The organism is Bradyrhizobium sp. 139, from assembly GCF_023074175.1.
Lineage (GTDB): Bacteria > Pseudomonadota > Alphaproteobacteria > Rhizobiales > Xanthobacteraceae > Bradyrhizobium.
The window spans coordinates 1-25788 of record NZ_JADPKS010000026.1 but is presented as its reverse complement, the minus strand read 5'-3'; the positions used below and the strand labels follow the sequence as shown (position 1 = coordinate 25788).

Below are 25788 nucleotides of genomic sequence, written 5' to 3'. Positions count from 1 at the left end.
GTCGGGCGCTAGCCGTGCTCCCGGCCCGCAGGATCTTGGCCCGCAAGCGCAATTGCATGGGCCTTCTTGATCGTAGCGTCTACCTCGATCAGCGCGGCCTTGGGACCCCGCGGGTCGGACCAGACGAATTCGCCGACCAGCACGAAATCGGCGCCGCTGGCGGCGAACTCGTGGGCTTCTTCGAGCGAGGTGGCAAAGCCGACGCAGGGCGGCTCGAACAGCTCAGCCCACCAGTCCAGGCGCTCGGCGATAGCCTGGGACGATGGCCGCTCGCCTTTCTCGTCAGGTTCGCCGAACAGCACATAGTCAGCGCCCATCTCGCCCGCGCTCATGGAATCGTGGCGCGTCTCAAGCCCGCCGACCCCGGCGATGCGATCGGGCTTGAGCGATGGCGCGGCCTCTTCGAGCGCGGCCAGGCCTGACAGGTGCGCACCGTCGGCGCCGCCGCGCGCGACGAGTTCGGCATGTCCGTCGATCAGCAGCGCGGCGCCCGCTTTCTGGACCGGCGCCGCCAGCGCCTTGATGCGCGAGATCATGGTGCGCTGGTCGGTCTCCTTCAGCCGAACCAGCACGGCCGCGACATCGGCAGACGCGAGCAGGTCCGGCAACTCGGCGACGAGCGCCGCGGGATCATCGACAACAGGCGTCGCGAGATACAGGCGCGGCGCCGGGCGCGGCGGAGGCGATTTGTTCGACAAGATCTAGGCCGCCTTCTTTTCCAGGCTGCTTTGCCATTCGCCCTTGGACGCCAGACCATTCATCCGGGCGCGATGGCTGAATGCGCTTTGGCCGGCTGCGACATTCTCGGCCTTGCCGGACCAGGCCTTCTGCGGCGCGGCCTGCAGCGCGCGGCCGTAGGAGAAGGTCAGGCCCCAGGGCAGCGGACCGAGCTTGTGCATGGCGTTGAGATGCGCAGTTGCCTCCTCGTCCGATTGGCCGCCGGAGAGGAAGGCGATGCCGGGCACCGCCGCCGGCACGCACGCCTTCAAGAGCCGCACGGTCTTCTCCGCGACCTCCTCGACGGGGGCCTGCTTCGCGCACTTCTTGCCAGAGATCGCCATGTTCGGCTTCAGCACCATGCCTTCGAGCGCAACGCGCTGCACGCACAATTCCTGAAACGTCTGGTTGAGCACGCGTTGCGTTACCTCATAGCAGCGGTCGATGTCGTGATCGCCGTCCATCAGCACTTCCGGCTCGACGATCGGCACGATCTGCGCGGCCTGGCATAGCGCGGCATAACGCGCCAGCGCATGGGCGTTGACGCTGATCGCGGTCATCGAGGGAATCCCGCTGCCGATGTCGATCACCGCGCGCCATTTGGCAAAGCGCGCGCCGCGCTCGTAATATTTCTTCAGCCGCTCGGCGAGCTTGTCCAGCCCGACGGTGACGAGCTCGCCCGGGCACATCGGCAGGCCTTGCGTGCCTTCGTCGACCTTGATGCCGGGAATGGCGCCGCTCTCCTCGATCAGCTTGATCAGCGGCGTGCCGTCCCTGGCATCCTGCCAGATCGTCTCGTCATAGAGAATGACGCCGGAGATGTACTTGCTCATGGCCTCCTTCGACCGAAAGAGCATCTCGCGATAGTCGCGGCGGCTCGTTTCCGTCGAGTCCACGCCGATCGCGTCAAAGCGCTTCTTGATGGTGCCGGAAGACTCGTCGGCGGCAAGGATGCCCTTGCCGGGCGCGACCATGGCGGCCGCGATCCTGTTGAGCTCAGTCAGATTCATCGAGGTCCTCCCAAAACGATGCTGCCCTTGGCTGTGAAAATAGACCGTTCTCGGGCAATTGCCGAGTTAACGTTCGTCGCAGGGTAAAGGGGGAGGGGGATGTTCGCCTCTCCCCGCCTGCGGGGAGAGGCCGGAATCGTGCGAAGCGCGATTTCCGGGTGAGGGGGACTCTCCGCGAGTCCAACTGTCCCCGTCCTTGTGGAGACTCCCCCTCACCCCAACCCTCTCCCCGCAAGCGGAGCGAGGGGGAGGATAGAGCATTGGCCTTACGCCACCACGCGATCGCTACGCGACGCGGGGGTCGAGCTCGCCCTTGGCGTAGCGCTTGGCCATCTCGGCGGTGGTCAGGACCTTCTTGATCTTGGAGGCTTGGCCGGCGGTATTGAACTCCTGGAGCCGCTGCTTGCACAGCTTGGTCATCGCTTCCATCGCGGGCTTCAGGTACTTGCGCGGATCGAACTCTTCCGGGTGCTCCTTGAACACTTTGCGGATCTGGCCGGTCATGGCCATGCGGTTGTCGGTGTCGATGTTGATCTTGCGCACGCCGTTCTTGATGCCGCGCTGGATCTCGGTAACAGGCACGCCCCAGGTCGGCTTCATCTTGCCGCCGAACTCGTTGATGATGTCCTGGAGGTCCTGCGGCACCGAGGACGAACCATGCATGACAAGGTGCGTGTTCGGCAGTTTGCGGTGGATCTCCTCGATCACCTTCATGGCGAGGATGTCGCCGTCCGGCTTGCGGGTAAATTTGTAAGCACCGTGAGAAGTCCCCATCGCGATCGCGAGCGCGTCGACCCTGGTCTCCTGGACGAACTTCACGGCCTCGTCCGGATTGGTCAGGAGCTGGTCGTGCGACAGCTTGCCTTCGGCGCCGTGGCCGTCTTCCTTGTCGCCCATGCCGGTCTCGAGCGAGCCGAGCACCCCTAACTCTCCCTCGACCGAGATGCCGCCGAGATGGGCCATGTCGGTCACGGTCTTGGTGACGCCGACATTGTAGTTCCAGTCGCCGGGGGTCTTGCCGTCGGCCTTGAGCGAGCCGTCCATCATGACAGAGGTGAAGCCGGCCTGGATCGCGGTCATGCAGGTCGCGGCCTCGTTGCCGTGGTCGAGATGCACGCAGACCGGAATGTGCGGATAGATCTCGGTCACCGCGTCCATCATGTGCTTGAGCATGATGTCATTGGCGTAGGAGCGCGCACCGCGCGAGGCCTGGATAATGACGGGCGCGTCGACCGTGTTGGCCGCGTCCATGATCGCCAGCGCCTGCTCCATGTTGTTGATGTTGAAGGCCGGTACGCCGTAATCGTTCTCCGCCGCATGGTCGAGCAATTGACGTAACGTGATCCGAGCCATCTGTCTTTTTCTCCCGTTTAGGCCTGCAAGGCCCGACTAATTACCTGTGCGCAGAACTTCGACGCCGGGAAGGGGCTTGCCTTCCATCCATTCAAGAAATGCGCCACCGGCAGTCGAGACATAGGTGAATTGACCGGCCACATGGGCCTGGTTGAGGGCCGCAACCGTGTCGCCGCCGCCCGCAATCGAAATCAGCTTCTTCGCCTTGGTGCGCTGGGCAGCATGCTTGGCGGCTGCGACCGTGCCGCGGTCGAACGGCTGCATCTCGAAGGCGCCGAGCGGTCCGTTCCAGACCAGGGTCGCCGCGTCATCGATGGCGGCATGGACACGCGCGATCGATTGCGGACCGACGTCGAGGATCATGCCGTCGGCCGGAATCGCGTCGAGGCCATAGGCATGCGATGGCGCATTGGCGGCGAAATGGTAGGCGACGGTGGCGTCGACCGGCAGAATGATGGCGCAATTGGCGGCTTCCGCCTTCTCCATGATGCGCAGCGCAGTGGCGGCGAGATCCTTCTCGGCCAGCGACTTGCCGATCCCGACGCCCTGGGCGTGCAGGAAGGTGTTGGCCATGCCGCCGCCGATCACGAGCGCATCGACCTTGTTGACGAGGTTTTCGAGCAGGTCGATCTTGGTCGAGACCTTGGCGCCGCCAATGATCGCGATGACCGGCTTGGTCGGCGAACCCAGCGCCTTCTCCAGCGCGACGAGCTCGGCCTGCATGGTACGGCCGGCATAGGCCGGCAGCTTGTGACCGAGGCCTTCGGTCGTGGCATGGGCGCGGTGCGCCGCCGAGAAGGCGTCATTGACCCAGATGTCGCCGAGCTTTGCCAATTCCGCGACGAAGGCGGGATCGTTCTTTTCCTCTTCCTTATGGAAGCGGGTGTTTTCGAGACAGAGGATGTCGCCATCCTTCAGCGCCGCCACAGCCGTGGCCGCGAGCTCGCCGATGCAGTCGTCGGCGAAGGCGACGGGCTTCTTCACGACCTTCGACAGCGCCTCGGCGACGGGCTTGAGCGATTCCTTGGGATCGCGTCCCTTTGGCCGGCCGAAATGTGCGAGCAGGATGACTTTGCCGCCCTTGTCCGAGATTTCGGTAATGGTCGGCGCGACGCGCTCGAGCCGGGTGGCGTCGCTGACACGCCCGTTGTCCATGGGCACGTTGAGATCGACCCGCAGCAGCACGCGCTTGCCCGTCACGTCGACGTCGTCGAGGGTGCGGAATTTGTTTGCCATCGGACACTCTCTTGTCCCGGGCGCTACTAGCGGCGCGAAGTGCCGCTGTGCTGAACCGGGACTTACGCGGGTGAGACATCGGTCCCGGATATGCGGAGCAGCGCCGAAGCGCTGCGCCGCGTCCGGGACACGAGACTTTGAGCTTAGATCACCTTCGCGATCGCGACGGCGGTATCTGCCATGCGGTTCGAGAAGCCCCATTCGTTGTCGTACCAGGACATTACGCGCACCAGCGTGCCGTTCTGCACCTTGGTCTGGTCCATGTGGAAGGTGGACGAGTGCGGGTCGTGATTGAAGTCGATCGAGACGTTCGGCGCCGTGGTGTAGCCGAGGATGCCCTTGAGCTGCTGCTCGGAGGCGCGCTTCATCGCCTCGTTGATTTCCTTCGGATCGGTGGCGCGCTTGGCGACGATCTTGAGATCGACGACGGAGACGTTCGGGGTCGGCACGCGGATCGCGACGCCGTCGAGCTTGCCTTTCAATTCGGGCAGCACGAGGCCGATCGCCTTGGCGGCGCCGGTCGAGGTCGGGATCATCGACATCGCAGCCGCACGGCCGCGGTAGAGATCCTTGTGCATGGTGTCGAGCGTGGGCTGGTCGCCGGTATAGGCGTGGATCGTGGTCATGAAGCCGGTCTCGATGCCGACCAGGTCGTTCAGCACCTTGGCGACCGGCGCAAGGCAGTTGGTCGTGCAGGAGCCGTTGGAAACGATCAGGTGATCCTTGGTCAGCGTGTCGTGGTTGACGCCATACACGATGGTGGCGTCGGCGCCGTCGGCGGGCGCGGAGACCAGCACGCGCTTGGCGCCGGCGGTCAGATGCGCGGAGGCCTTGTCCTTCGCGGTGAAGATGCCGGTGCATTCCATCGCGATGTCGACGCCGAGATCCTTCCAAGGCAGCTTCGAGGGATCGCGCTCGGCGGTCACTTTGATCTTGCCGTTGCCGAGATTAATGGTGTCACCATCGACGGTCACGGTACCGGGGAAACGGCCATGGACGCTGTCGAAGCGGAGCAGATGGGCGTTGGTCTCGACCGGGCCGAGGTCGTTGATGCCGACGACCTCGATGTCGGTGCGGCCGGACTCGGCGATAGCCCGCAGGATGTTGCGGCCGATGCGGCCAAAACCGTTAATTCCGACGCGGACTGCCATGTTTCGTCTCCTTATGACCGTTCAATGACGTGTGTTCGATAACGCCTACCATCCCGCACAACGCGCTTAGCGCGCCTGCGAGGGTTTTTTTAGGGCGGACGCCCGGTTCGGCCGGGCGGCGACTGATCATATGAGGAGGTTACGTAGCCCTTTTTTTTGGCAAGCTCAACTCTCAGGAAACGCGCTTCAGCACAGCGTTAACCGCAGCCTCGGCGGTAATGCCGAAATGCTTGTAAAGGTCCTTCGCCGGTCCGCTCTCGCCGAAGGAATGCATGCCGATAAAATCGCCATCCTGGCCGATCACGGCATCCCAGCCCCAGCGGACCGCAGCCTCGATCGCGACCTTCACCGGCGCGTCGCCGATGATGGCCGCGCGCTTGGCCTCTGGTTGCGCTAACAACAGCTCGAGCGAGGGCACTGAGACCACCCGCGACGGGATGCCGCGTTCCGCGAGCTGCTTCTGGGCGGCGACCGCGATCTCGACCTCGGAGCCGGACGCGAACAGCGTGGCCTTGGCCTCGCCCTGGGCGGCGACAAGCTCATAGGCGCCCTGCTGGCAGGGATTTTCATTCGGCACGGTGGTGCGCAGTTGCGGCAGGTTCTGCCGCGTCAGCGCCAGCACGGTGGGGCCGTCGATGCGGTTGAGCGCGAGCTCCCAGCACTCGGCGACCTCGATGGAGTCGCAGGGGCGGAACACGCGCATGTTCGGAATGGCGCGGAGCGCGGCGAGATGCTCGACCGGCTGATGGGTTGGGCCATCTTCGCCGAGTCCGATGGAATCGTGCGTCATCACGTAGACGACGCCGGCGCCCATCAAGGCGGCAAGCCGCATCGCGGGCCGTGCATAGTCGGTGAAGACCAGGAAGGTCGCGCCGTTCGGGGCGAAGCCGCCGTGCAGGAAGATGCCGTTCATCGCAGCCGCCATGCCGTGCTCGCGGATGCCGTAATGGATGAAGCGGCCCTTCGGCGTTTTGGCCGAGAAGGCCGTTGCCGACTTCGCCTTGTTGTTGTTGGAGCCGGTGAGGTCGGCGGAGCCTGCCAGGAATTCCATCGGCATGACGCCGGCAATGACTTCGATCACCGCTTCGGAGGATTTGCGGGTCGCCGCAACCATCGGCTTTTCCAACAGCTCCTTCTTGTAGGCGCTTACCGCCTTCGCGAGCGCGGCCGGACGCTCATGGCGCAGGCGGCGCTCGAACTCGGCGCGCTTGCGGCTGCCGAGCTCACCGAGTCGGCCTTCCCATTCCTGCCGCGCAGTTGCGCCGCGGCTGCCGGCTTCGCGCCAGGCCTTCAGCACGTCGTCCGGCACCGAGAACGGCTCGAGCGCGATGCCGAGATTTTCCTTGGCGGCCTTGAGCTCCTCGGCGCCGAGCGCCTCGCCGTGCGCCTTCGCCGTGCCGGCCTTGTGCGGCGCGCCGAAGCCGATGGTGGTGCGGCAGGCGATCAGCGTCGGCTTGCTGGATTTCTTGGCACGGGTGATCGCGGCGGCGATGGCGGCCTGATCGTGACCGTCGATCTTCTCGGCGGCCCAGCCGCACGCCTTAAAGCGCTTCACCTGGTCGACGGAATCGGAAATCGAGGTCGGGCCGTCGATCGAGATGCCGTTGTCGTCGTACAGCACGATCATCTTGTTGAGCTTCCAGTGCCCGGCCATCGCGATCGCTTCTTGCGACACGCCTTCCATCAGGTCGCCGTCGGAGGCGAGCACGAAGGTGTGGTGGTCGACGATCTTCTTGCCGAACTCAGCAGCGAGCATCTTCTCGGCCAGCGCCATGCCGACCGCGGTCGAGATGCCCTGGCCGAGCGGGCCTGTGGTGGTCTCGATGCCGTTGGTGCGGAAATTCTCGGGGTGCCCGGGGGTCAGCGAGTCGACCTGGCGGAACTGCTTGATCTGGTCCAGCGTCATTTCGGAATTGCCGGTCAGGTACAAGAGCGCATAGAGCAGCATCGAACCGTGGCCGGCCGAGAGCACAAAGCGGTCGCGGTCAGGCCAGGCAGGCGCTGCGGCGTCGAATTTCAGGAATTGCGTGAACAGCACCGTGGCCATGTCGGCCGCGCCCATCGGCAGGCCGGGATGGCCCGACTTCGCCTTCTCGACGGCGTCCATCGCGAGGCCACGGATCGCGTTGGCCATACGGGTGTGGTCGACTTGCAGCATGTCTGAAATCCGTCTGAAATGAGGCGCTTGGCGGCGGTGCGGGGCCGCGTGGGAGGAGCTTGGCGGGCACTGGAGGTCGGGCTGGGATAGCACCTCGGTTCCGGGAGTCCAAGGCGATCAAACGTCGGTTTGGCCGGAAAAGTTGCTTAGCGGTGCATAGTTTCGCGGCGACGTTGCGCTCGGCTAGCTTGCCACGTAAATTTCTGCTTCTAACCGCTTGCCGAACCGAGTCTTTTGCCGGGCGGCAAGTCCCAAGGTAAATGCCTCCGGATAGGCCACAGGTTCCGCCGCTGACTGCATGAACGATCGCGTTTCCAACAGCTCTGCCATGACGGAGTCCTCCGCCGTCGAGATCGAGATCGCGACCCGCAGACTCATGGCGGCGCTCGATGCGCTCGAAAGCGCGGTGGAACGGCGGCGCGATGCCGATCGCGACGAGAACGAGCTTGCGGCGCGGATCCAAGCGCTGGGCGCGGATCGCTCGCGGCTTGCCGACGAGCTCGACGGCGCGCTGGTGAAGGCGCGCAAGCTCGAGCGCACCAATCGCGAGATCTCCGACCGGTTGGATTCCGCGATCGTCACGATACGCTCGGTGCTCGATACCGGAGAGGATGGATGAGCCACATCAACGTCACCATCAACGGCCGGCAATACCGCATGGCCTGCGAGGAGGGCCAGGAGGTGCGGCTGCTGAAGCTCGCCGAAAGCCTGGAGACGCGGATTCAGTCGCTGCGCGGAAAATTCGGCGAGATCGGCGATGCGCGCCTGACCGTGATGGCGGCGCTGACCGTCTGCGACGAGCTGGTCGATGCCGGCAACCGCATCCGCACCTTGGAGCAGGAGCTGACCGAACTTAGGGATTTCCGCAACGCCGCCGTCGAGCGCGCCCGGCTGACCCAGACAGCGGTCGTGAACGCGCTGAACGCCGCGGCCGAGCGCATCGAGAAGTCGACCCAGGTCCTGAACCGGACCGTCGGCAACGGGATCGCGATCGGCTGATTGGGGGCAAGCCCGTGCAACGGGCTGGCGATTCGTCAGTATCGTTGTTACATTACGCGGGCGAGGCTGCGACGCGCGTCCGGAGCCATATATCCCCGGGGCCTTATCGATCCTTTAGGGAACTGTCCCTGGCCGGGCCCGTGGGCTCGGACATATGGTGCCCACCTACTTTCGTAGGGAACTCCGGGATCGAGTGCTTCAACGGCGTCCGCGGCTTCGCACTGTTGTTTTCTTCCGGTTCGTGCCTGTCGAATGGTTAGTGCCTTCGAAATTGCGCGTCAGACTGCGGTCGAGTTCGGTGTCATGCCCCGCGCAGGCGGGGCATCCAGTACGCCGCGGCGTTGATGCTTGATCACTAGCGTCTCTGGAATACTGGATCGTCCGCCCCAGTGCGCAAGGGCGCACAAGGCGGACGATGACGGTAGACAGGATCTGCCTCGGGGGAAAACGCGCATGTCCAACTCCAAAGCCGAACTCCGTGCCAAAGCCCTCGCGGCGCGCGACGCGCTGAGCGAGAAGAAGCGCATCGCCGCGGCCGCAAAGCTCGCCATGCGCGGGCTGCCGTTCACGCTCTTGCCCGGCAGCATCGTCTCCGGCTATTCGGCGATCCGCAGCGAGATCGATCCGCTGCCGCTGATGAAGAAGCTCGCCGAGGAGGGCGCAAAGCTCGCGTTGCCCTGCGTCACCGCGCGCGGCCAGTCGCTGGTCTTCCGCATCTTCCACCCGAACGACCGGCTGATGCTCGGTCCGCTCGGCATTCCCGAACCGTCACCGGCAGCAAGCGAAGTCATCCCCGACATCATGCTGACGCCGCTCGCGGCCTTCGACCGTCTCGGCCATCGCATCGGCTACGGCGCGGGGCACTACGACCACACCTTCGCGCATCTGCGCAAGGCCAAGAACATCGTCGGCATCGGGCTTGCTTTTGCAGCGCAGGAGATCAAGGCGGTTCCGGCACTATCGCACGACGTCGCGCTGGATTATGTGCTAACGGAATCGGACGTGTTCGATTTCCGGAGTTCTGAAGTTGCGCATTCTCTTCGTGGGTGATGTCGTCGGCCGTGCGGGGCGCACGGCGATCGCCGAATATCTGCCCGGCATGGTCAAGGACTGGTCGCTCGATTTCGTCGTCGTCAACGGCGAGAATTCCGCCGGCGGCTTCGGCATCACCGAGGCGATCTACCAGGAGTTTCTCGATGCCGGCGCCGATGCGGTGACGCTCGGCAACCATTCCTGGGACCAGCGCGAGGCGCTGGTGTTCATCGAGCGTGCCGAACGCCTGGTGCGGCCCGCGAACTATCCGCGCGGCACGCCCGGCCGCGGCGCTGCGCTGGTCGAGACCAAGAACGGCAAGCACGCGCTCGTCGTCAACGCGCTCGGCCGCGTCTTCATGACCCCGTTCGACGATCCCTTTGCGGCGCTGGAGCGCGAGCTCGGCGCCTGCCCGCTCGGCGTTGCCGCCGACGCCATCGTCGTCGACTTCCATTGCGAGGCGAGCAGCGAAAAGCAGGGCATCGGCTTCTTCTGCGACGGCCGCGCCAGCCTCGTCGTCGGCACCCACACCCATGTGCCGACGGCCGACCACCAGATCCTGTCCGGCGGCACCGCCTACATGACCGACGCCGGCATGACCGGAGACTACGATTCCATCATCGGCATGCAGAAGGAAGAACCGCTGCGCAGGTTCACCTCGGGGATTCCCTCGGGCCGCTTCGAGCCCGCGGCGGGCGCGGCGACGCTGAGCGGCGTTGCGGTGGAGACGGATGATGCGACAGGCCTTGCGCTGCGGATCGCGCCCGTGCGCGCAGGCGGAAGGCTGGAGCCGACGACGCCGAAGTTCTGGTTGAGCTAGGGCGTGTACTCATAAACGTCAGCTTACCAGCGCAAAGCGGAAGTCTCCCACCTTGAGCGTGATCGGCGGCTTGTGACCCAAGGCGGACGTTGCTGGAAATCAACAGGATTGAATGCTCCACCAAGAGGGCGGCAATGCCGGGGGCAGCCGGGACATCGTCAGAGTGCGATTGTTTCCTCGACTACATGTTTCAGCGGCGTCCCCTCAGCGGACAGGGTCATTCGCAGTTTGAGCTTGCCACCTTTCACCGCCCCGCTACGCACCAGGTTCTCAATTTCACGCTGCGATGTAACTCCGACATGCTTCAGAAATTTACGGATAGCCATATTGAAGCGGTCTTCATCGAACTCGGCGGTCATGGCTGTTCTCCCTGGTCGGGCAGGCGAAGTCTAACACGAGGCGAGCAAAGACCAAACATCGAGGCCCAAGTCGCGTCGCCGCCGACTTTCTCCTCAACCTGATTGCCTACAACGTCGGCCCGGAGCGAAGAGTACACCTGGGGCTGCAAGGTCGGCCGTTTGAGGTGGACCGGACACGGCTGGCGCTGTCCCCGACCGCCGCTTGTGACCCAAAGCGGACCCTCCCTGGTGATTGGGACAGCAGAGCGTTTGTTGGAGCCGGGACCGCGTATAGGTGCGAGGTGGAGGAGAATTCCCTCTCGCAATCTTCTCAGGCAGGCATCAGATTGATGACTCGCATGATAGCGGCGCTATTCCCTATGTTCTCAGTGTCCTCTGGTTCACCTTTGACACAGGTCCATACGTCGTTTTTCTTGACCGTGAACGGGTGGCCATCGCGATGATCGAGCCGCATTTCGCCGTCGAGGCACTGGCAGACCATGTCGTTTCGCATGGCATCGTCTTTGTGCGTTACCTTCGGCTGGAAGACTATGTCAACGACCTTAATTCGCTTATAGGCTGGGAGTACGGAGTCGCGCCCATGCATCGCTTCGCGCTCGCTTACCTCCACTAGTCGGACGCCCGGGGCGAGCTCCTTGCCCTCATCGGGTCGGTAAGGCTGAGCCACCGTTGGATTGGCTGCAACAAGAACAGTTCCCGCTATCGCGACACCGAGCATCAGAGCAGATCGCCGGTCGATTTCTCCCATGATTTCCTCCCGACTTGGTTCGCTGACCGTCCACGAGACGCGGGCGGTATCAAGCATTCGATGCCCGATCGGGCACGCTGTCAAAGCCATTTTTGCCGGAGTATGCGCCGTGGCCGCCAAAAGCGCGGCCGCGAAATTGTGACCGCATTCGCGATCCATTCCGCACCATTCGAGACAGGAGGAGAACATGAATCGGCGTAGTGTGTTCCGCATGTCTGCACTGATGGCGTTGGGAGTCGCTTTGCTGCCGAGCAACGTCGTTGGTCAGCAGAAGTCGATCAAGGAGCAACTCGTGGGGACCTGGACGTTCGTCTCCTCGACAACAAAACTTCCGGACGGCAGTCCGGCGTGGGGCACCAAGCCGAAAGGGCTCCTGATCTTCACCGAGAACGGATACTTCTCGTCGCAAATTGTGCGCTCCGATCTTCCGAAGTTTGCGACGCAAAACCGCGCACAGGGTACGCCAGAGGAAAACAAAGCCGTGGTACAGGGAAGCATTGCCAACTTTGGCACGTACACGGTCGACGAATCGAAAAAGACCTACACGCTGAAATTTGAGGGCAGTTCGTTCCCAAATCGGGCAGAGACCGAACAGACGCGAGGATTCACAATTGCTGCGGACGAATTGAAGGTCACCAACCCATCAACGTCCATTGGCGGCTCTTCGGAGCTTGTCTACAAACGCGCCAAGTAGGTTTGGAAACGGGTCCTGAGCGGGGGCCAATGCAAGGTCGCGAAGTCATTGGATGTCTCACAGCCGGTCGCTTAGTCCGGCCCAGGGCTCAGTAAGATCCCGGCGCTCGATCGTATAAGGCGCCGAAATCGTTCGGGCAGCCGGTATCAGCGCGAATTGAATGAAGGCTGGAGCCGGGTGAATTCCGCAATTGGCCCAATTCGGATCTAGGGTGAGGTTCGCCAACGCGCCGCTATCAGAGGCAGAGCGGACCTCATACGAAGTGCAGCGCGGGTTTATGGGTACATGCCCTAGTCGCGCTCGCGGGTCGCATCTGGTGCCCAACGGATCGCACGCTGTCTTCCCTTCTCCCAAGACGGGGAAGGAAGGGTGGATGATTTCGGAATATTCGCATTATGCCCCTGTTTTGCCCGACGAGTCAAACCGCGTCGCGGCTGCCCGCGCAAGCCCTTGATTTCGCTGGTCCCGGCTACTGTGCATGGGGTTGTTTTTCAACTTTTTTGATTCAGGGCGCCGGAGCGCCATCGGGCGAGGCGCCTCGCTGCGGCCGTCAGCTCTGCCGAAAACCCATCCGGAAGGCGCCCCAGTGCTTGCCGCGGATCATGATCGGTGAAGACAGATCCTTCATCAGCACGAACTGCCCGCCGCCCATGTCGCGGCGATAGGTCTGGAGCAGGAACGGCTTGGTGTTCGCCGCGACCTTCTGCACTGCACGGTCTGTGAACAGGCGGCGGTTGCGGCAATTGGCGTTATTCCAGACGGGGTCCTTGCCCTGCGGCAGGCGGTAGTTCGGGTTGTGCGTGGGCAGATAGCCGTTCCTGGCCCAGGCGACGCAGAACACGATACGGGGATCGGATTTCTGGATCGGGTCCTGGATCGCGGGCAGCACGCGGTCGGTGAACTCGACATAGTTGGTATTGTATTGCTTGGGATCGGTGCCGGAGATTTCCCGGTAGTTCTCGTCCATGAGTTGGTCGAGCGTGATCTCGCCGCGGTCGATTGCGGCTTCGAACTCGTCCGAGATCCGCTTTGCGGTCTCGACGGCGACGCGGATCAGCGGCGCATCCGACGTCTCCACGCCGCTGTCGGCGATCAGTGCGATCAGGGCTTCGGACGTGTCGAGCAGTTTCGTCACGCGCTGATCGGCACTCTTGAGATCGCGCGAGGACAGGTCGACGCCCTTGGCGAGCTCGTTGAGCTCGCTGATGACCGTGTCGCAATGGCCGAGATTGGAGGTCGCGGCGCGCGTGACGCTGTTGATCTCCGCTTCCACGGAGGCGAAGCCCTGCTGGACCCGCGAGATGATGCCGGAGATCTGCTGGGCGCCTTCGCCGGCAGTCTTGGCGCGCTGCGAGGCGTCGCTGCTCTCGCTGATCAGGCCTTCGATCTGGCCGTCGAGATCGCGCACGGTGTCGGAGATCTGATGCGTGGCCTGGCGGGTGGCTTCCGCGAGGTTCTTCACTTCGCTTGCGACCACCGCAAATCCGCGGCCGGCATTGCCGGCGCGCGCCGCTTCGATGGTGGCGTTGAGCGCGAGCAGGTTGGTCTGCTTCGCGATCGCCTCGATCGAACCGGACACTTTTGCCACCTGCGCCAGCGCCGAGCCGACGGCGCTCAAGCGCGCCTCGATCCGCTCCACGGCTGCGACGAGCCCGGAGATGTGGCTGACCGCGGTGTCGACTGCGCCGCGCGACTGCGCGATCTCACCGACCGCCGCTGATGCGGTCGATTGCACCGCTTGTGATGCATTGGCGATGTCGTGATTGGCCGAGACCATCGTCTCGGCCGTGTTCTGGAGGTGATGGAACCGTTCGGACTGGTTCGCGACACGGTTTGCGACCTCCTGGACGTTGCCGGCGATGTCGGCGAGCTCCACGCCGAGACCGCCGATGCGGTCGGCGAGCTGGTCGATCAGACGTTCGGCAAGTGTCCGGTTGGAGCCGGTGTCCAGTACGGCAAGTTGTACGACGGACATGTCTTGAGCGTCCTCCAGTCAGAGCCGTTCGCCGGCCCCCTGCGGCATTCCCATTCCAATTCTTCCCATTCCAATTCTAAAGGGTGATTCGTCGCCGTCTTGCCTGAGCGTGCACGAAGGCGCGAAACTTGTTGTCGCGCTTTGGCTGCTTGTTTGAATCGTGCTCTAAAGCTTGTAGGCCGTCCTAAATCCGCCCCAGTGCCGGCCCTGCACGCGGATCGGGACGTCGATCTCGCGCATCATCACCGTATTCCCATTGCCCATGTCACGCGCATAGCTCTGGACCAGATACGAGCGCAGGTTGTGCGCGGCAGCCAATCCCGCCGGATCGTTGAAGATCCGCCGGTTGCGGCTATTGGCTGTGTTCCAGGCGGCATCGCCAGGCCGCTGCGGATGCGAATAGATCCTGTTGTGCACCGGCAGGAATCCATTGCGATCGACCATCGCGCAGAATGCCATGCGCGGATCCTTCGCCAATAACGCTTCCTGGAACGGCGGCAGCGCGCGGTCGGCCCAGTCCAGATATCGAGTGCGGTATTGCTGCGGATTGGTTCCGGCGATTTCGGCATAATCGGTGTCGAAGAGGTCGTCGATCCTGACCTCGCCGCGCGCGACCGCCTGTTCGAAGATCCCGGTCAGTGCGTTGCCCGCCTCCATGGCACGGCTGACGAACTCCGTGTTTTCTTCGTGGATCGACCAGAGCCTGTCCTCGACCTTCGCTTTGAGCTCGGCATCGGGATTGACGAATTGCGCGCGGGCGCCGGCCTTGGATTGTTCGACCACGCGCAGGCGGCAAGCGCCGACGTCGACGAGGGTGCCTTCGATCATTGCCTGCGGTGCAAGCCGGCCTGCCTCCGCCCCACCGATCAGCACGCCATCCATCGCGATCTCGTAAACCGGCCATACGCCGCGCGCGGTTTCAAGCTTGAGATGGCACGGCAATCGTTCGGTCTTGCGGCGGTCATCGTGCTCGCTCTGGCGGAGCAGCACGGCGCAGCGCGATTTCAGTTTCTGTGCGAAGGCGGTCACGGCCTTGCCGGCGCTGGCGACGTTCTCGCCGTGGGTCTCAGCGGCCTTGGTCGCGGCATCGATCTCGGCCGCACTTTCGCCGACCGAGATGATGAACTCCGACGCGCTTGTCGCGTTGCCGGAGACTTCGCTGGTGGTGGCGTTCTGTTCGGCGATCGCGCCGTTGACGGTTTCGAATACCGGGCGGATCGCCTCGATCGCCTGCGAGATGCGGTGTACCGCGTCCGCAGAGCCGGCGGCGTCGCGCTGGAGCGCGTCGATCTTTTTGGTGATCTCCTCCGTCGCGCCCTGGGTCTGCACCGCAAGTGCCTTGACCTCGGTGGCGACGACCGCAAAGCCTTTTCCCGCAGCGCCCGCACGCGCGGCCTCGATGGTCGAGTTGAGCGCGAGCAGTGTCGTCTGCCGCGCGATCTGTGCGATCAAATTGACGACGTTGCCGATCGCGGCCGAGGACTCGCGCAGGCGGTCGACATTGGCGCGGGCTTCCTGTGCCGCGGCGCTGGCTTCGTCGGCAAGCTTGCCGGCCTCGCGCACCTGCGCGCCGATGCCCTGCGCGGATTGGGTGAATTTGTCGGCGGCATGGGCGAAGGTGGAGGCGGTCGATTGCGCGGCGCTGGTCCGGCCGGTCAGGGCGTCGGTGCGGTCGCGGATGGCGGCAAGCGTCGTGGCGGTCGCCTCCGCGCCGCCGGCGACCGAATTGGCGGCGCGCTCGAGCTGACGGATCATGGCGCCGAGTTCGAGTTCCAGCAGTTCCAGGATTTCCGTGGCGGAATCGCCCTCGGCGGCTGAGGCCGGAGCGAAATCGACCGGCGACTGCGCGGCCTGTGGAGTTGCCACCGGCACAGGCAAGTCCCGCAGACGCTTCCGAAATAATGCGAACGCCATCAGGTCACTCTTGTCGGGGAACGGGCGGACGCTATTTTCGCAAGCTGGAATGAAATCAGGGTTAACGGCGCCTGACATCCAGGCACGGGGCACTACGTTATTACCTTAAAGTCGTAGAGCCTCTTTCATTCCGGTGGGTTGGCGGCCTATAAGGCCGCGCTTCCCACGCTCACCTATGGCGCACGATTCCCTAGAGAAGATCACGCATGGCCGGACATTCCCAATTCAAAAACATCATGCACCGCAAGGGGCGGCAGGATGCGCAGAAGTCGAAGCTGTTCGGCAAGCTGGCACGGGAAATCACCGTCGCGGCCAAACTGGGGACGCCCGATCCCAACATGAACCCGCGCCTGCGTGCGGCCATCATCGCGGCGCGCCAGGAGAATATGCCGAAGGACAATATCGAGCGCGCCGTCAAGAAGGCGCTCGGCAACGAGGGCGAGAACTATGAAGAGATCCGCTACGAGGGTTACGGCCCCGGCGGCGTCGCCGTCATCGTCGAAGCGCTGACCGACAACCGCAACCGCGCCGCCTCCGACATCCGCTCCTTCTTCACCAAGTCCGGCGGCAACCTCGGCGAAACCGGCTCGGTCTCCTTCATGTTCGACCGTACCGGCATCATCGAATACGACCGTAGCGTCGCCTCCGACGACGCGGTGCTGGATGCCGCGATTGAGGCCGGCGCCGACGACGTGCAGTCCGGCGAAGGCGGCCACGAGATCTACGCCTCGACCGAAAGCTATCGCGACGTCGCCAAGGCGCTGGAAGCCAAGTTTGGTGAGCCGCGCAAGGCCGCTCTGATCTGGAAGCCGCAGAATACGCTCTCTGTCGACGATGAGACCGGCGAGAAGCTCTTGAAGCTGATGGACCTGCTCAACGAGCACGACGACGTCCAGCACGTCTACGCCAATTTCGAGGTGTCCGACGCGCTGATGGCGAAGATGGGCGGCTAGGCACTCCCGTGGACCGTGCTCTCCCTCGCACCGCTCTTGCGGGGGAGAGGCGAAGAGGAGACCCCACTTCCCCTGTTACTTCCGTTCTGTTTCTGTTTCCCCCACGGCGGCCAGCCGCTATCACTGCCCCATGACTGCGCTCCCGATTCGCGGCCCCGTTCGCATCATCGGCATCGACCCTGGCCTGCGCCGCACCGGCTGGGGCGTGATCGAGGCTGAGGGCAATCGTTTGATCTACGTCGCCTGCGGCTCGGTGGAACCGCCGGACGACCTGCCGCTGGCAACCCGGCTGCTCGCGATCCATGAGGGGCTCGCCGCCGTCCTCTCCGGTCACCAGCCAATGGAAGCCGCGGTCGAGCAGACTTTTGTGAACAAGGACGGTGTCGCGACGCTGAAGCTCGGCCAGGCCCGCGGCGTCGCCATGCTGGCGCCGGCGATGTTCGGCATCACGGTGGCCGAATACGCGCCGAACCAGGTCAAGAAGACCGTGGTCGGCGCCGGCCACGCCGGCAAGCAGCAGATCGCGATGATGCTGAAGATTTTGCTGCCCAAGGCCGAGCCGCCGTCCGCGGACGCCGCCGACGCGCTCGCCATCGCCATTACCCACGCCCATCACCGCCAGAGCACCGCGCTCAGGTTGAAGGTGGTGGGGATATGAGCGGGCACCACACGTCACGGCCGTCATGCCCGGGCTTGTCCCGGGCATCCATGTTGCTTCGCGCCGATGTCAAAGGCGTGGATGGCCGGGACAAGCCCGGCCATGACGAAAGAGAATTGTACGCCGCGAGCGAGGCCACGAGATGATCGGCAAGCTCAAGGGCCTGATCGATTCCTACGGCGAGGATTACGTGCTCCTCGACGTCGGCGGCGTCGGCTATCAGGTGCACTGCTCGGCGCGGACGCTGCAGCATCTGCCCTCGCCCGGCGAGGCCGCCGTGCTGTCGATCGAGACTTACGTTCGCGAGGATCAGATCAAACTGTTCGGTTTCCGCACCGACCAGGAGCGCGAATGGTTTCGCCTGCTCCAGACCGTGCAGGGCGTCGGCGCCAAGGTCGCGCTCGCCGTGCTCGGCACGCTGGCGCCTTCCGATCTCGCCAATGCCATTGCGCTGCGTGACAAGGCCGCGGTGGCGCGCACGCCCGGTGTCGGCCCCAAGGTCGCCGAACGCATCGTCACCGAGTTGAAGGACAAGGCGCCGGCCTTCGCCAATGTCGATCCGGCCGTGGTACATCTCGCCGGCGCCGTCGACGACCAGCGCGCGCCGCGCCCGGTGGCGGATGCGATTTCCGCCCTGGTCAATCTGGGCTATGGCCAGCCGCAGGCGGCCGCGGCGATTGCATCGGCCTCGCGCAGCGCCGGCGAGAGCGCCGAGACCGCGCAGCTCATCCGGCTCGGCTTGAAGGAGCTGTCGAAGTGAGTGTTCAGATCGTAGGGTGGGCAAAGCGAAGCGTGCCCACTATCTGCAGAGCGATCGGAGACATCGTGGGCACGGCGCGAGGAGTGCCTTTGCCCACCCTACGATCTGGTTTATCCGCATGACCACTCCCCCCCGCATGGTCACGCCCGAACGCCGCAGCGATGATGTCGGCGACACCGCGCTGCGGCCGCAGTCGCTGTCCGACTTCGTCGGCCAGCAGCAGGCGCGCAAGAATCTCTCGATCTTCATCGAGGCGGCGCGCAAGCGCGGCGAGGCGCTGGATCACGTGCTGTTCGTAGGTCCCCCGGGCCTCGGCAAGACCACGCTGGCGCAGATCGTGGCGAAGGAGCTCGGCGTCGGCTTTCGCGCCACATCAGGCCCCGTGATCGCCAAGGCCGGCGATCTCGCCGCGCTCCTCACCAATCTCGAAGAGCGCGATGTGCTCTTCATCGATGAAATCCACCGCCTCAGCCCGGCGGTGGAAGAGGTGCTCTATCCAGCGATGGAGGATTTTCAGCTCGATCTCATCATCGGCGAGGGCCCGGCGGCGCGCTCGGTGAAGATCGAGCTGTCGAAATTCACCCTTGTTGGCGCCACCACGCGCGCCGGCCTTCTCACCAATCCCTTGCGCGATCGTTTCGGCATTCCGGTCCGACTCAACTTCTACACCATCGAGGAACTCGAAAGCATCGTCACCCGCGGCGCGCGCGTACTCAATGTCGGCATGAGCGCGGATGGCGCCAACGAGATCGCGCGCCGCGCCCGCGGTACGCCGCGCATCGCCGGGCGCCTGTTGCGCCGCGTGCGTGATTTCGCCTCCGCCGCCGATGCCGACAAGATCGATCGCGGGATTGCCGACCACGCGCTGAGCGCACTCGAGGTCGACGCCGCCGGCCTGGATGCCATGGACCGCCGCTACCTCACGACCATCGCGCAAAACTATGGCGGCGGCCCGGTCGGCGTGGAGACGATGGCCGCCGCTCTGTCCGAGCCGCGCGATGCGATCGAAGACATCATCGAGCCCTATCTTATTCAGTGCGGCTATCTGCAGCGCACCCCGCGCGGCCGCCTGCTCACCTCGCACGCCTTCCGCCATCTCGGCATCAGCGAACCCTCGCGCGATGCGGCGGCACAGTTCGGCCTGTTCGGCACGGACGAGAGCGACGACTGATCTGCGCGAGTGCAAAGCGCTCCAGTTCTCATGAATTTCCGGTAATGTCGTGCAGACGGTCTGCACAAGCGCACCCCAATTCCGCTCCAATCGGGCCGCATCACGAAAAGCGCATCACAACCGGGCTTCCATGATCACGCGCCGTCATCTCATCCGTTCTATCGGCGGTCTGTCCGCCCTCGGCCTCTCGACCGCCGCCTACGGCGTCGGCGTCGAGCCGGTGCTGCGGCTCCGCGTCACTCGCTATCATCTGACGCCGCGGCAATGGCCGGCCGATTTTCCGCTGAAGATCGCCGTGATCGCCGACATCCATGCCTGCGATCCCTGGATGTCGCTGGAGCGGATCGAGGCTATCGTCGATCGCACCAATGCGCTGAATGCCGACATCATCGTGCTCCTCGGCGACTATGTCGCAGGTCTTCACCAGGTCACGCGCATCATTCCATCGAGCGAATGGGCCCGGGTGCTGGCCGGCCTCAAGGCCCCGCTGGGCGTCCATGCCGTGATGGGCAATCACGATTATTGGGACGACAGGACCGTGCAAAAGGCAGGGCACGGGACGACCATCGCGCATCGTGCGCTGGAGACGGCCGGCATTCCCGTCTACGAGAACGATGCCGTGCGGCTCACGAAGGAAGGCCGCCCGTTCTGGCTTGCCGGCCTCGGCGATCAACTTGCGTTCCTTCCGGCCCGGCGCTTCCGGAGCGTGGTGCGTTTCGGCGCCGACGATCTCACCGCGACGCTAGCAAAGGTTACCGACGACGCACCGATCATCCTGCTCGCGCACGAGCCCAACATCGCGCCGCGCGTGCCCGCACGCGTCGCGGTGCAACTGTCCGGCCACACCCATGGCGGCCAGATCCGCCTGCTCGGCTGGTCGCCGGCCGTTCCGCCGCAGCATGGCCTCCGGCTTGCCTATGGTCATATCCGGCTGAGATGCGACGTCATCATCTCCGGTGGCCTCGGTTGCAGCATCATGCCGGTCCGCTTCGGCGTGCCGCCGGAGATCGTCGAGGTGACGTTGGGGCGGGGGCCGGTGGTCGTCTAGCCAGCTTGCGCCGCCGGCCGTTTTTGCGCAAAACGGGCTGGTAGCGAAAAGCGAAGAGGCTTGCGACGTGACTGCCCATCTCGACGGCGAGATCCGCGACGGCCGCCACCACATGCAGGTCCGCGTCTACTACGAGGACACGGACTTCTCTGACTTGCCATTATCGTAGTATGCAAACATGCCAATTTCTTCTGCCTTGCGGCGGTTTTCGGGGAAAAGCTTCTTGCCGAAAAGGACGGCACTGTTCAGGTATGGCGTGTATTCGTAGGGCATCCGCTTGCGGCCGGGATGCACCACAATGCAGTCGATCAAATTGCGGAAGGCGACGCGGGTTTCGATCGCTTTCGGATTGATCTTCAGCGCGCTGACGAGTTTCTTCACCTCCGAACGGTAGAGTTCGCCGAACTTCGGATGGTCGAACGGGATCACATTCTCGCTGCCATTGCCCAGCAGCCGCAAGCGCGCATCCACATTCTCCCGCTCTAGATCGCACTCATCGATACGCTTAAGCAGCTCATCCGGTTTACGACGACTGTTTGCGATCGCATATGACAGGCGCTCTATCTCGGTAGTCAGTACTCGCCGTCGACGCTCCAGGTTGTCGCGTTCACTACCTTTTTTTCGGTCTTTCTTGCGTTCCTCCTGCCAAGCACCCATCGCTTCTTCAATGGCTTTTGGCGAAAGCAATTTCGCATCGATCTTGATGGAAACATCCTCAAGTAGAACGTCCATGTCAAAGCTTCGGGTGTGCTCGCAGGTGCCTCGCTGATGCGCGTTGGCGCATGCCGCACGCGGCGCGCCGTTCCGAGACGATTGTGCAATTCGCATATGGCCGTTGCAAACGCCGCAGCGGAGTACGCCGGCAAGCGGGTGCTCATTGTTACGCGGGATCAGCGGGCGACGCTGCGGTTTACCCGTTGGTCCGAACATATGGATGGCGCGCGCGCCGCGCACTTTCTGCACCGTATCCCAGAGTTCTTGCGGAATGATTCGCAGCTCGGGATTCTTGACCAAGATGTGGCGTTCTTCCGGATTGCGGCGCTTCTGCTTCTTCTGTGTCTCCGGGTTCAGAATTGTTGAGCGAACGTTCCAATGAATTTCGCCGATGTACAACTCGTTGCCGAGAATTCCGCGACCATGACGACCACCAGTGATGCACTGATGATTCCAAGTGGAACGGCCAGCCTTGTTCTTGTGACGGGTGGCACCGGGCGAGTGCACCCCTTCGTGGGTAAGATCGGCGGCAATCTCTCGGGTTGAACGGCCCGAAGCATATTCTTTGAAAATGCGGAGTACGATCTTCGCTTCGTTCTTGTCGATCAAGCGCTCACCGGGCGCGCCAGGCTTCAGCCGATAACCGTACGCATACGCGCCGGGAATTTTTCCGTTGGCGACGGCGTTGTCGTGCCCGCGCCGAACTTTGTCAGCAAGCTGCGGCTTGTAGATCGTGTTGTAGAGACTCGCGATGCTAATATCGGTGGCGGTCGCGTAAATGCCTTTCTGATCCATTAGGTCAACGCCGTTGAACTCGAAGACCTGTTTTAGGCGCTGGATCGTTGCGGGATCGCGCGACAGCCGATCAAAGTGCTCAACGACGACCACGTCAAAGTCGTGATTTCGCACGCCGTTGAGAAGTCGCTGATAGCCATCACGCGCCTCTTCGGTAAGGCCAGACTTTGCGGCGTCTACGAATTCACCGATCACGTCCAGGTTGTTGCGTTCGGCGATCTTTCGGCAAAGCAATAGCTGGCCGTCAATCGAGGTCGCCTTTTGCATGTCGCTGGAATAACGGGCGTATAGCACGGCCCTCTTTTTCGGTGACACTATCGTCATGCCGTTCCCTTATCGGCTGTTCCAAACCGGCTTTTTCGTCCCGTGCAATTTGTCGTCCGATGGCGCGCGCCAACTCGAGCCAGACTTCCTCATTGTCGGGATTGTCCCAGCTCTGAGGGTGCGAAGGGGCAAGCGGTCGGATGATCGCTTTTTGTCTCGGATGCGATCGCGTCCCGTTACGCATTACACAGTAGCGCAGGCGATCGCGTCTGCAAGCATCAATGGCGTAGCGCGCGTGATTTCTCGAAGTTTTTCGGATGCCATCGCATGAACCTGTAGCTGAATTCTCCTCTCCACAACTTTGACAAACGTCCGCGCCAAGATAAACGCGGTCGCCGCTGGCACCGCAAAGTGCGATGTCGCGCGTTTGCGTTGCGGCTGCATGTTCGTCGTAGCGATGGGAAAACGCGGCGGAAAAAATTACGAAAAAATACTTGCGCTATCGAAACGATTCCGGCCGATCACTTGGAGGGACCGATCGCCTCCGTAAATTAAGTGGGCATGCCCGCGCTATGGCTTGCGTTTGAAAGCGCGGCAGCCGCACTCCAGTCTCCTTGCAGGGATGTCTTAGGCCTGCTCGCTAGCATCTGCACCATCCTCTCAATCCCCGTGATCGCCAGAATCTGGGAGCCGGCGCACAGCAAGGAGGCCACCGAAACACGATCCCGAGCGACCTAAGGACCCATCGAATATCCTTAAGAAGCTGCTACCGGCGCCGATCTCTAGCTGGTTCGGCGCCGAGGAACTATCTGGCAATTCTGCTGAATCCGAGTTCTGAAAACTTGACAAGCCAACCAACGCGCCTAGTGTCCTCTGTCCGAGGACTGAGGACAGCGCGGAACCATGAAAAGCCAGGATATTGTCGTCCTGCTAAAGCTCGTCAGCTTGCAGGATCATGAACACGCAACCGGGACAGACGTCCACCTGGACGGTGAGGACCCGTACTCGGTGAGAGGGCTCGGAGCCTCTCTCGGAATCAGCAAAACGGAAATCGCGGCCTCGATCAATCGCAGTCTCGCATCCGGCATGGCAATCAAGGACCGCGACACCAACCATCCAAATCCCAATCGCAGGAACCTGCGCGATTTTATTGCCCACGGGCTGAAGTTTGTTTTCCCGGCAAAACCAGGTCCGATGCAGCGCGGCGTGCCGACAGCTTTCGCCGCCCCTGTCCTAAAGGACTCGCTCCACAGCGCTGGCAGCCTGATCCACGTCTGGCCCTATGCGCGCGGCCGCGAGATGGGCGAGTCAATCGAGCCTCTGTTCAAGACCGTGCCAGAAGCCGCAGAGAAGGACGATCGCCTTTACGCCTATTTGGCTCTCGTGGACGCGATACGACTCGGTAATCAGCGCGAAGCACACCTCGCCAGCAATTTGCTTAAGGAGCGGCTAGGATGACGATCCAAGGCCGTCTCAAGGAAATGCTGAAGACAGTTGCCGTCGCGCTCGGCGATCAACTTCTTGCGCGATTGGTCTTTGTGGGCGGCTGCACAACGGCTCTCTATATAACGGATCCGGTCACGCTTGAGGGAGTAAGAGCCACAGATGATGTCGACCTGATTGTGGATCTGGCCGGCTTTCCGGAGTGGGCAAAGTTACTGGAGCAACTTCGCAAGCAGGGCTTCTCCGAGGCAGTCGACGACAATGTCATATGCCGGATGAAGCTTGGCGAGCTCAAGGTCGACTTTATGCCGGACGACGAGGAGATCCTCGGCTTCAGCAATCGTTGGTACGCAAAGGGGATCGAAACAGCCGTTGAGACGTCACTGGATGAAAACATCACAATCCGGCATCTCACCCCGCCCATGTTCATCGCAACGAAGCTGGAGGCTTATCGCGGCAGAGGTGGCGGCGACCTTATCGGCAGCCGCGACGCTGAAGATATCCTGCTCCTCGTTGACGGGCGGCAAGAACTAGTTGACGAAGTTGCCGCCGCCGATGCGGACATTCGCTCATACATTGCCGGGGAATTCAAAAGGCTACTTTCAGATCGCGACTTCGATCATTTCCTCGAAGGAAATATTCGCGGCCCGGAGGGACGTGCTGACATTGTCCGCGACCGCTTCATCGCATTGAGCAGGCTCGGCGACGGCTGACATGGCCTTTGCACTCCGCTGGCAGAGCCAGCAAGGAACAAGGACGACCGACAACCGGGATTGTGCCGGAATCGGCATACGTCAAACAGAGGTCCTCGCCATCGTCCTCGACGGTTCGAGCTCCGGAGCAAACAGTGGAGTCTTCGCCTCCGAGATTGCGCGCCGAATAGTCGATTGGTTCGTGTCGACGGACCAAGCAATCACCGTAGCGGTCCTAACTGCCCAGCTTCGGGCGACGCGTGCCGAGCTCACCGAGCATTTCCAGAGGGATTCGGCGAGCTACCTCTTGATACACGTCGGCGATGGGCGCGAGGCACTCATTCTGCACGCAGGCGATTGCCTGGTTGGCCATTACGCGCCAGCGGGCAAGGTGTCTTGGCTGGTCCAACCGCATACGCTCGCCAACGCTGTAACGCCGATGAAGATTGGCGATTTGGCAAATGATATCGGTCGTCATCGTCTTACGCGTAGCTTCCGCTCGCGAGAATTTGTCGAACCGGCTTTCTGTTCAATCCCGGTGGACAAAATGGCGCTGCTTGTGGCAACGGATGGATTCTGGGCTGAGCTGGATCACGCCCAGCAGAACGCGTTCATCCATGGCCGCATGGCGGAGCACGCCGGAGAGGGAGATGACCGCAGCGTACTTCAGATCACGCGCATCGCCGAAGATGCATTGACCAAGGTTTCAGGGACCGAGCCTCCTCGCAAGATCTACATAAAAAGCGCGCGAGCGAAGCAATTGTGGAATGCGACGAAAACCAAGAAATAATAGTGTGCTTCTGCCAAGCGAACTCCGCAGTTACGCGCTTTATCGATGAGACGCCCGACCGGACCTGGCTGTACGAGATCAAGACGAGCGAAAACGATTGCCTCAGCCGATCCCTAATGCGGGCACCACATCTTCCTCCCAGATCTGAATCGCAGGCACACCAGCCCTGGCTTCGACATTGACGCGTTCGAGCGGAACATCGGGGGCCGTCGAGCCAGAGGCCACGTATCTAAGCACTAGACGATCGTTTCCTTGATTCGAATCATATTCAGGCGGCCTCGGCAAGTTTGTAGGACCAGGTATGGATGACCGGATGGCGGTTGACGTCGTCGAT

At 62.8% G+C, this 25788-nt stretch carries 25 protein-coding genes, 1 other RNA gene and 2 pseudogenes; 15 read left to right on the top strand and 13 right to left on the bottom strand.

Going from position 1 to position 25788, the window contains the following annotated elements; genetic code table 11:
* Positions 1-8 precede the first annotated feature (8 nt).
* The 7 genes from IVA80_RS07290 to IVA80_RS07260 all read right to left on the bottom strand — a co-directional run bounded on the left by IVA80_RS07290 (position 9) and on the right by IVA80_RS07260 (position 7955).
* Positions 9-698: a thiamine phosphate synthase gene (locus IVA80_RS07290; RefSeq protein ID WP_247427297.1), complete on the bottom strand. Its 690-nt coding sequence runs from the start codon at positions 696-698 to the stop codon at positions 9-11.
* 3 nt (positions 699-701) lie between these two features.
* On the bottom strand, positions 702-1727 hold the full coding sequence (locus tag IVA80_RS07285; RefSeq protein WP_247427294.1) for a class I fructose-bisphosphate aldolase: 1026 nt from the start codon (positions 1725-1727) through the stop codon (positions 702-704).
* A 285-nt stretch (positions 1728-2012) separates the two neighbouring features.
* Positions 2013-3080 carry a class II fructose-bisphosphate aldolase gene (gene fba, locus IVA80_RS07280; RefSeq protein ID WP_247427291.1) on the bottom strand — a complete coding sequence of 356 codons (1068 nt, stop codon included), beginning with the start codon at positions 3078-3080 and terminating at the stop codon, positions 2013-2015.
* A gap of 36 nt (positions 3081-3116) precedes the next feature.
* Complete coding sequence (locus IVA80_RS07275; RefSeq protein WP_247427289.1) at positions 3117-4316, bottom strand: phosphoglycerate kinase; 1200 nt, start codon at positions 4314-4316, stop codon at positions 3117-3119.
* Positions 4317-4459: 143 nt separating this feature from the next.
* A complete protein-coding gene (gene gap / locus IVA80_RS07270) occupies positions 4460-5467 on the bottom strand; it encodes a type I glyceraldehyde-3-phosphate dehydrogenase (RefSeq protein WP_247427286.1) in 1008 nt (335 codons plus the stop codon).
* A 172-nt stretch (positions 5468-5639) separates the two neighbouring features.
* A complete protein-coding gene (tkt, locus tag IVA80_RS07265; RefSeq protein WP_247427284.1) occupies positions 5640-7625 on the bottom strand; it encodes a transketolase in 1986 nt (661 codons plus the stop codon).
* Positions 7626-7808: 183 nt separating this feature from the next.
* Positions 7809-7955 (bottom strand): hypothetical protein, encoded by a 147-nt coding sequence (locus tag IVA80_RS07260; RefSeq protein WP_247427282.1) that lies wholly within the window; start codon positions 7953-7955, stop codon positions 7809-7811.
* Between IVA80_RS07260 and IVA80_RS07255 the strand changes: the two genes are divergently transcribed.
* The 5 genes from IVA80_RS07255 (at position 7954) to IVA80_RS07235 (ending at position 10476) form a co-directional block, all read left to right on the top strand.
* On the top strand, positions 7954-8244 hold the full coding sequence (locus IVA80_RS07255; RefSeq protein ID WP_011084341.1) for a DUF4164 domain-containing protein: 291 nt from the start codon (positions 7954-7956) through the stop codon (positions 8242-8244). The genes IVA80_RS07260 and IVA80_RS07255 overlap by 2 nt on opposite strands.
* Positions 8241-8624: a cell division protein ZapA gene (locus IVA80_RS07250; protein WP_247427280.1), complete on the top strand. Its 384-nt coding sequence runs from the start codon at positions 8241-8243 to the stop codon at positions 8622-8624. Before IVA80_RS07255 ends, IVA80_RS07250 begins: the two co-directional genes overlap by 4 nt.
* A gap of 60 nt (positions 8625-8684) precedes the next feature.
* Positions 8685-8845: non-coding RNA, 6S RNA (ssrS, locus tag IVA80_RS07245), on the top strand.
* A 232-nt stretch (positions 8846-9077) separates the two neighbouring features.
* The gene (locus IVA80_RS07240) at positions 9078-9674 is read left to right on the top strand and encodes a 5-formyltetrahydrofolate cyclo-ligase (protein WP_247427278.1); all 597 of its coding nucleotides are present in this window, start codon (positions 9078-9080) and stop codon (positions 9672-9674) included.
* Positions 9652-10476, top strand: coding sequence for a TIGR00282 family metallophosphoesterase (locus IVA80_RS07235; protein WP_247427274.1), 825 nt, complete (start codon positions 9652-9654; stop codon positions 10474-10476). The genes IVA80_RS07240 and IVA80_RS07235 overlap by 23 nt, the downstream gene beginning before the upstream one ends.
* Positions 10477-10634: 158 nt before the next feature.
* On the opposite strand, the gene IVA80_RS07230 is transcribed toward IVA80_RS07235, so the two are convergent.
* Both IVA80_RS07230 and IVA80_RS07225 read right to left on the bottom strand, forming a co-directional pair.
* The gene (locus IVA80_RS07230; RefSeq protein WP_130220955.1) at positions 10635-10835 is read right to left on the bottom strand and encodes a DUF6494 family protein; all 201 of its coding nucleotides are present in this window, start codon (positions 10833-10835) and stop codon (positions 10635-10637) included.
* 310 nt (positions 10836-11145) lie between these two features.
* Complete coding sequence (locus IVA80_RS07225; RefSeq protein WP_247427269.1) at positions 11146-11742, bottom strand: hypothetical protein; 597 nt, start codon at positions 11740-11742, stop codon at positions 11146-11148.
* A 28-nt stretch (positions 11743-11770) separates the two neighbouring features.
* Between IVA80_RS07225 and IVA80_RS07220 the strand changes: the two genes are divergently transcribed.
* Positions 11771-12277 (top strand): lipocalin-like domain-containing protein, encoded by a 507-nt coding sequence (locus IVA80_RS07220; protein ID WP_247427266.1) that lies wholly within the window; start codon positions 11771-11773, stop codon positions 12275-12277.
* A 550-nt stretch (positions 12278-12827) separates the two neighbouring features.
* On the opposite strand, the gene IVA80_RS07215 is transcribed toward IVA80_RS07220, so the two are convergent.
* Together IVA80_RS07215 and IVA80_RS07210 are read right to left on the bottom strand one after the other, a co-directional pair.
* Positions 12828-14252, bottom strand: coding sequence for a methyl-accepting chemotaxis protein (locus IVA80_RS07215; protein WP_247427263.1), 1425 nt, complete (start codon positions 14250-14252; stop codon positions 12828-12830).
* Positions 14253-14417: 165 nt separating this feature from the next.
* Positions 14418-16166, bottom strand: a complete 1749-nt coding sequence (locus IVA80_RS07210) for a methyl-accepting chemotaxis protein (RefSeq protein ID WP_247427260.1) — start codon at positions 16164-16166, stop codon at positions 14418-14420.
* Positions 16167-16372: 206 nt separating this feature from the next.
* On the opposite strand from IVA80_RS07210, the gene IVA80_RS07205 reads away from it, so the two are divergent.
* The 6 genes and pseudogenes from IVA80_RS07205 to IVA80_RS07180 all read left to right on the top strand — a co-directional run.
* Positions 16373-17119, top strand: a complete 747-nt coding sequence (locus IVA80_RS07205; RefSeq protein WP_247427256.1) for a YebC/PmpR family DNA-binding transcriptional regulator — start codon at positions 16373-16375, stop codon at positions 17117-17119.
* A gap of 130 nt (positions 17120-17249) precedes the next feature.
* On the top strand, positions 17250-17777 hold the full coding sequence (gene ruvC / locus IVA80_RS07200; RefSeq protein ID WP_247427253.1) for a crossover junction endodeoxyribonuclease RuvC: 528 nt from the start codon (positions 17250-17252) through the stop codon (positions 17775-17777).
* A gap of 142 nt (positions 17778-17919) precedes the next feature.
* Entirely contained in the window at positions 17920-18537 is a 618-nt protein-coding gene (ruvA, locus tag IVA80_RS07195; protein ID WP_063981036.1) for a Holliday junction branch migration protein RuvA, read from the top strand.
* Between the two features lie 118 nt (positions 18538-18655).
* Positions 18656-19708: a Holliday junction branch migration DNA helicase RuvB gene (gene ruvB / locus IVA80_RS07190; protein WP_247427250.1), complete on the top strand. Its 1053-nt coding sequence runs from the start codon at positions 18656-18658 to the stop codon at positions 19706-19708.
* A 130-nt stretch (positions 19709-19838) separates the two neighbouring features.
* Positions 19839-20756: a metallophosphoesterase gene (locus IVA80_RS07185; protein ID WP_247427246.1), complete on the top strand. Its 918-nt coding sequence runs from the start codon at positions 19839-19841 to the stop codon at positions 20754-20756.
* Between the two features lie 37 nt (positions 20757-20793).
* Positions 20794-20913, top strand: a pseudogene (locus IVA80_RS07180) (acyl-CoA thioester hydrolase); the annotation flags it as partial.
* On the opposite strand, the gene IVA80_RS07175 reads toward IVA80_RS07180, so the two are convergent.
* Entirely contained in the window at positions 20886-22589 is a 1704-nt protein-coding gene (locus IVA80_RS07175) for a recombinase family protein (protein WP_247427243.1), read from the bottom strand. The pseudogene IVA80_RS07180 and the gene IVA80_RS07175 overlap by 28 nt on opposite strands.
* An 843-nt stretch (positions 22590-23432) precedes the next feature.
* Between IVA80_RS07175 and IVA80_RS07170 the strand changes: the two genes are divergently transcribed.
* From IVA80_RS07170 to IVA80_RS07160, 3 genes are read left to right on the top strand one after another with little or no spacing between them, the layout of a single operon-like run.
* Positions 23433-23987 carry a hypothetical protein gene (locus IVA80_RS07170; protein WP_247427241.1) on the top strand — a complete coding sequence of 185 codons (555 nt, stop codon included), beginning with the start codon at positions 23433-23435 and terminating at the stop codon, positions 23985-23987.
* Positions 23984-24685, top strand: a complete 702-nt coding sequence (locus IVA80_RS07165; RefSeq protein ID WP_247427239.1) for a hypothetical protein — start codon at positions 23984-23986, stop codon at positions 24683-24685. Before IVA80_RS07170 ends, IVA80_RS07165 begins: the two co-directional genes overlap by 4 nt.
* A 1-nt stretch (position 24686) precedes the next feature.
* On the top strand, positions 24687-25454 hold the full coding sequence (locus IVA80_RS07160; RefSeq protein ID WP_247427237.1) for a protein phosphatase 2C domain-containing protein: 768 nt from the start codon (positions 24687-24689) through the stop codon (positions 25452-25454).
* A 102-nt stretch (positions 25455-25556) separates the two neighbouring features.
* Here IVA80_RS07160 and IVA80_RS07155 read toward each other — a convergent pair.
* Positions 25557-25788: pseudogene (locus IVA80_RS07155) on the bottom strand (hypothetical protein); the annotation flags it as partial.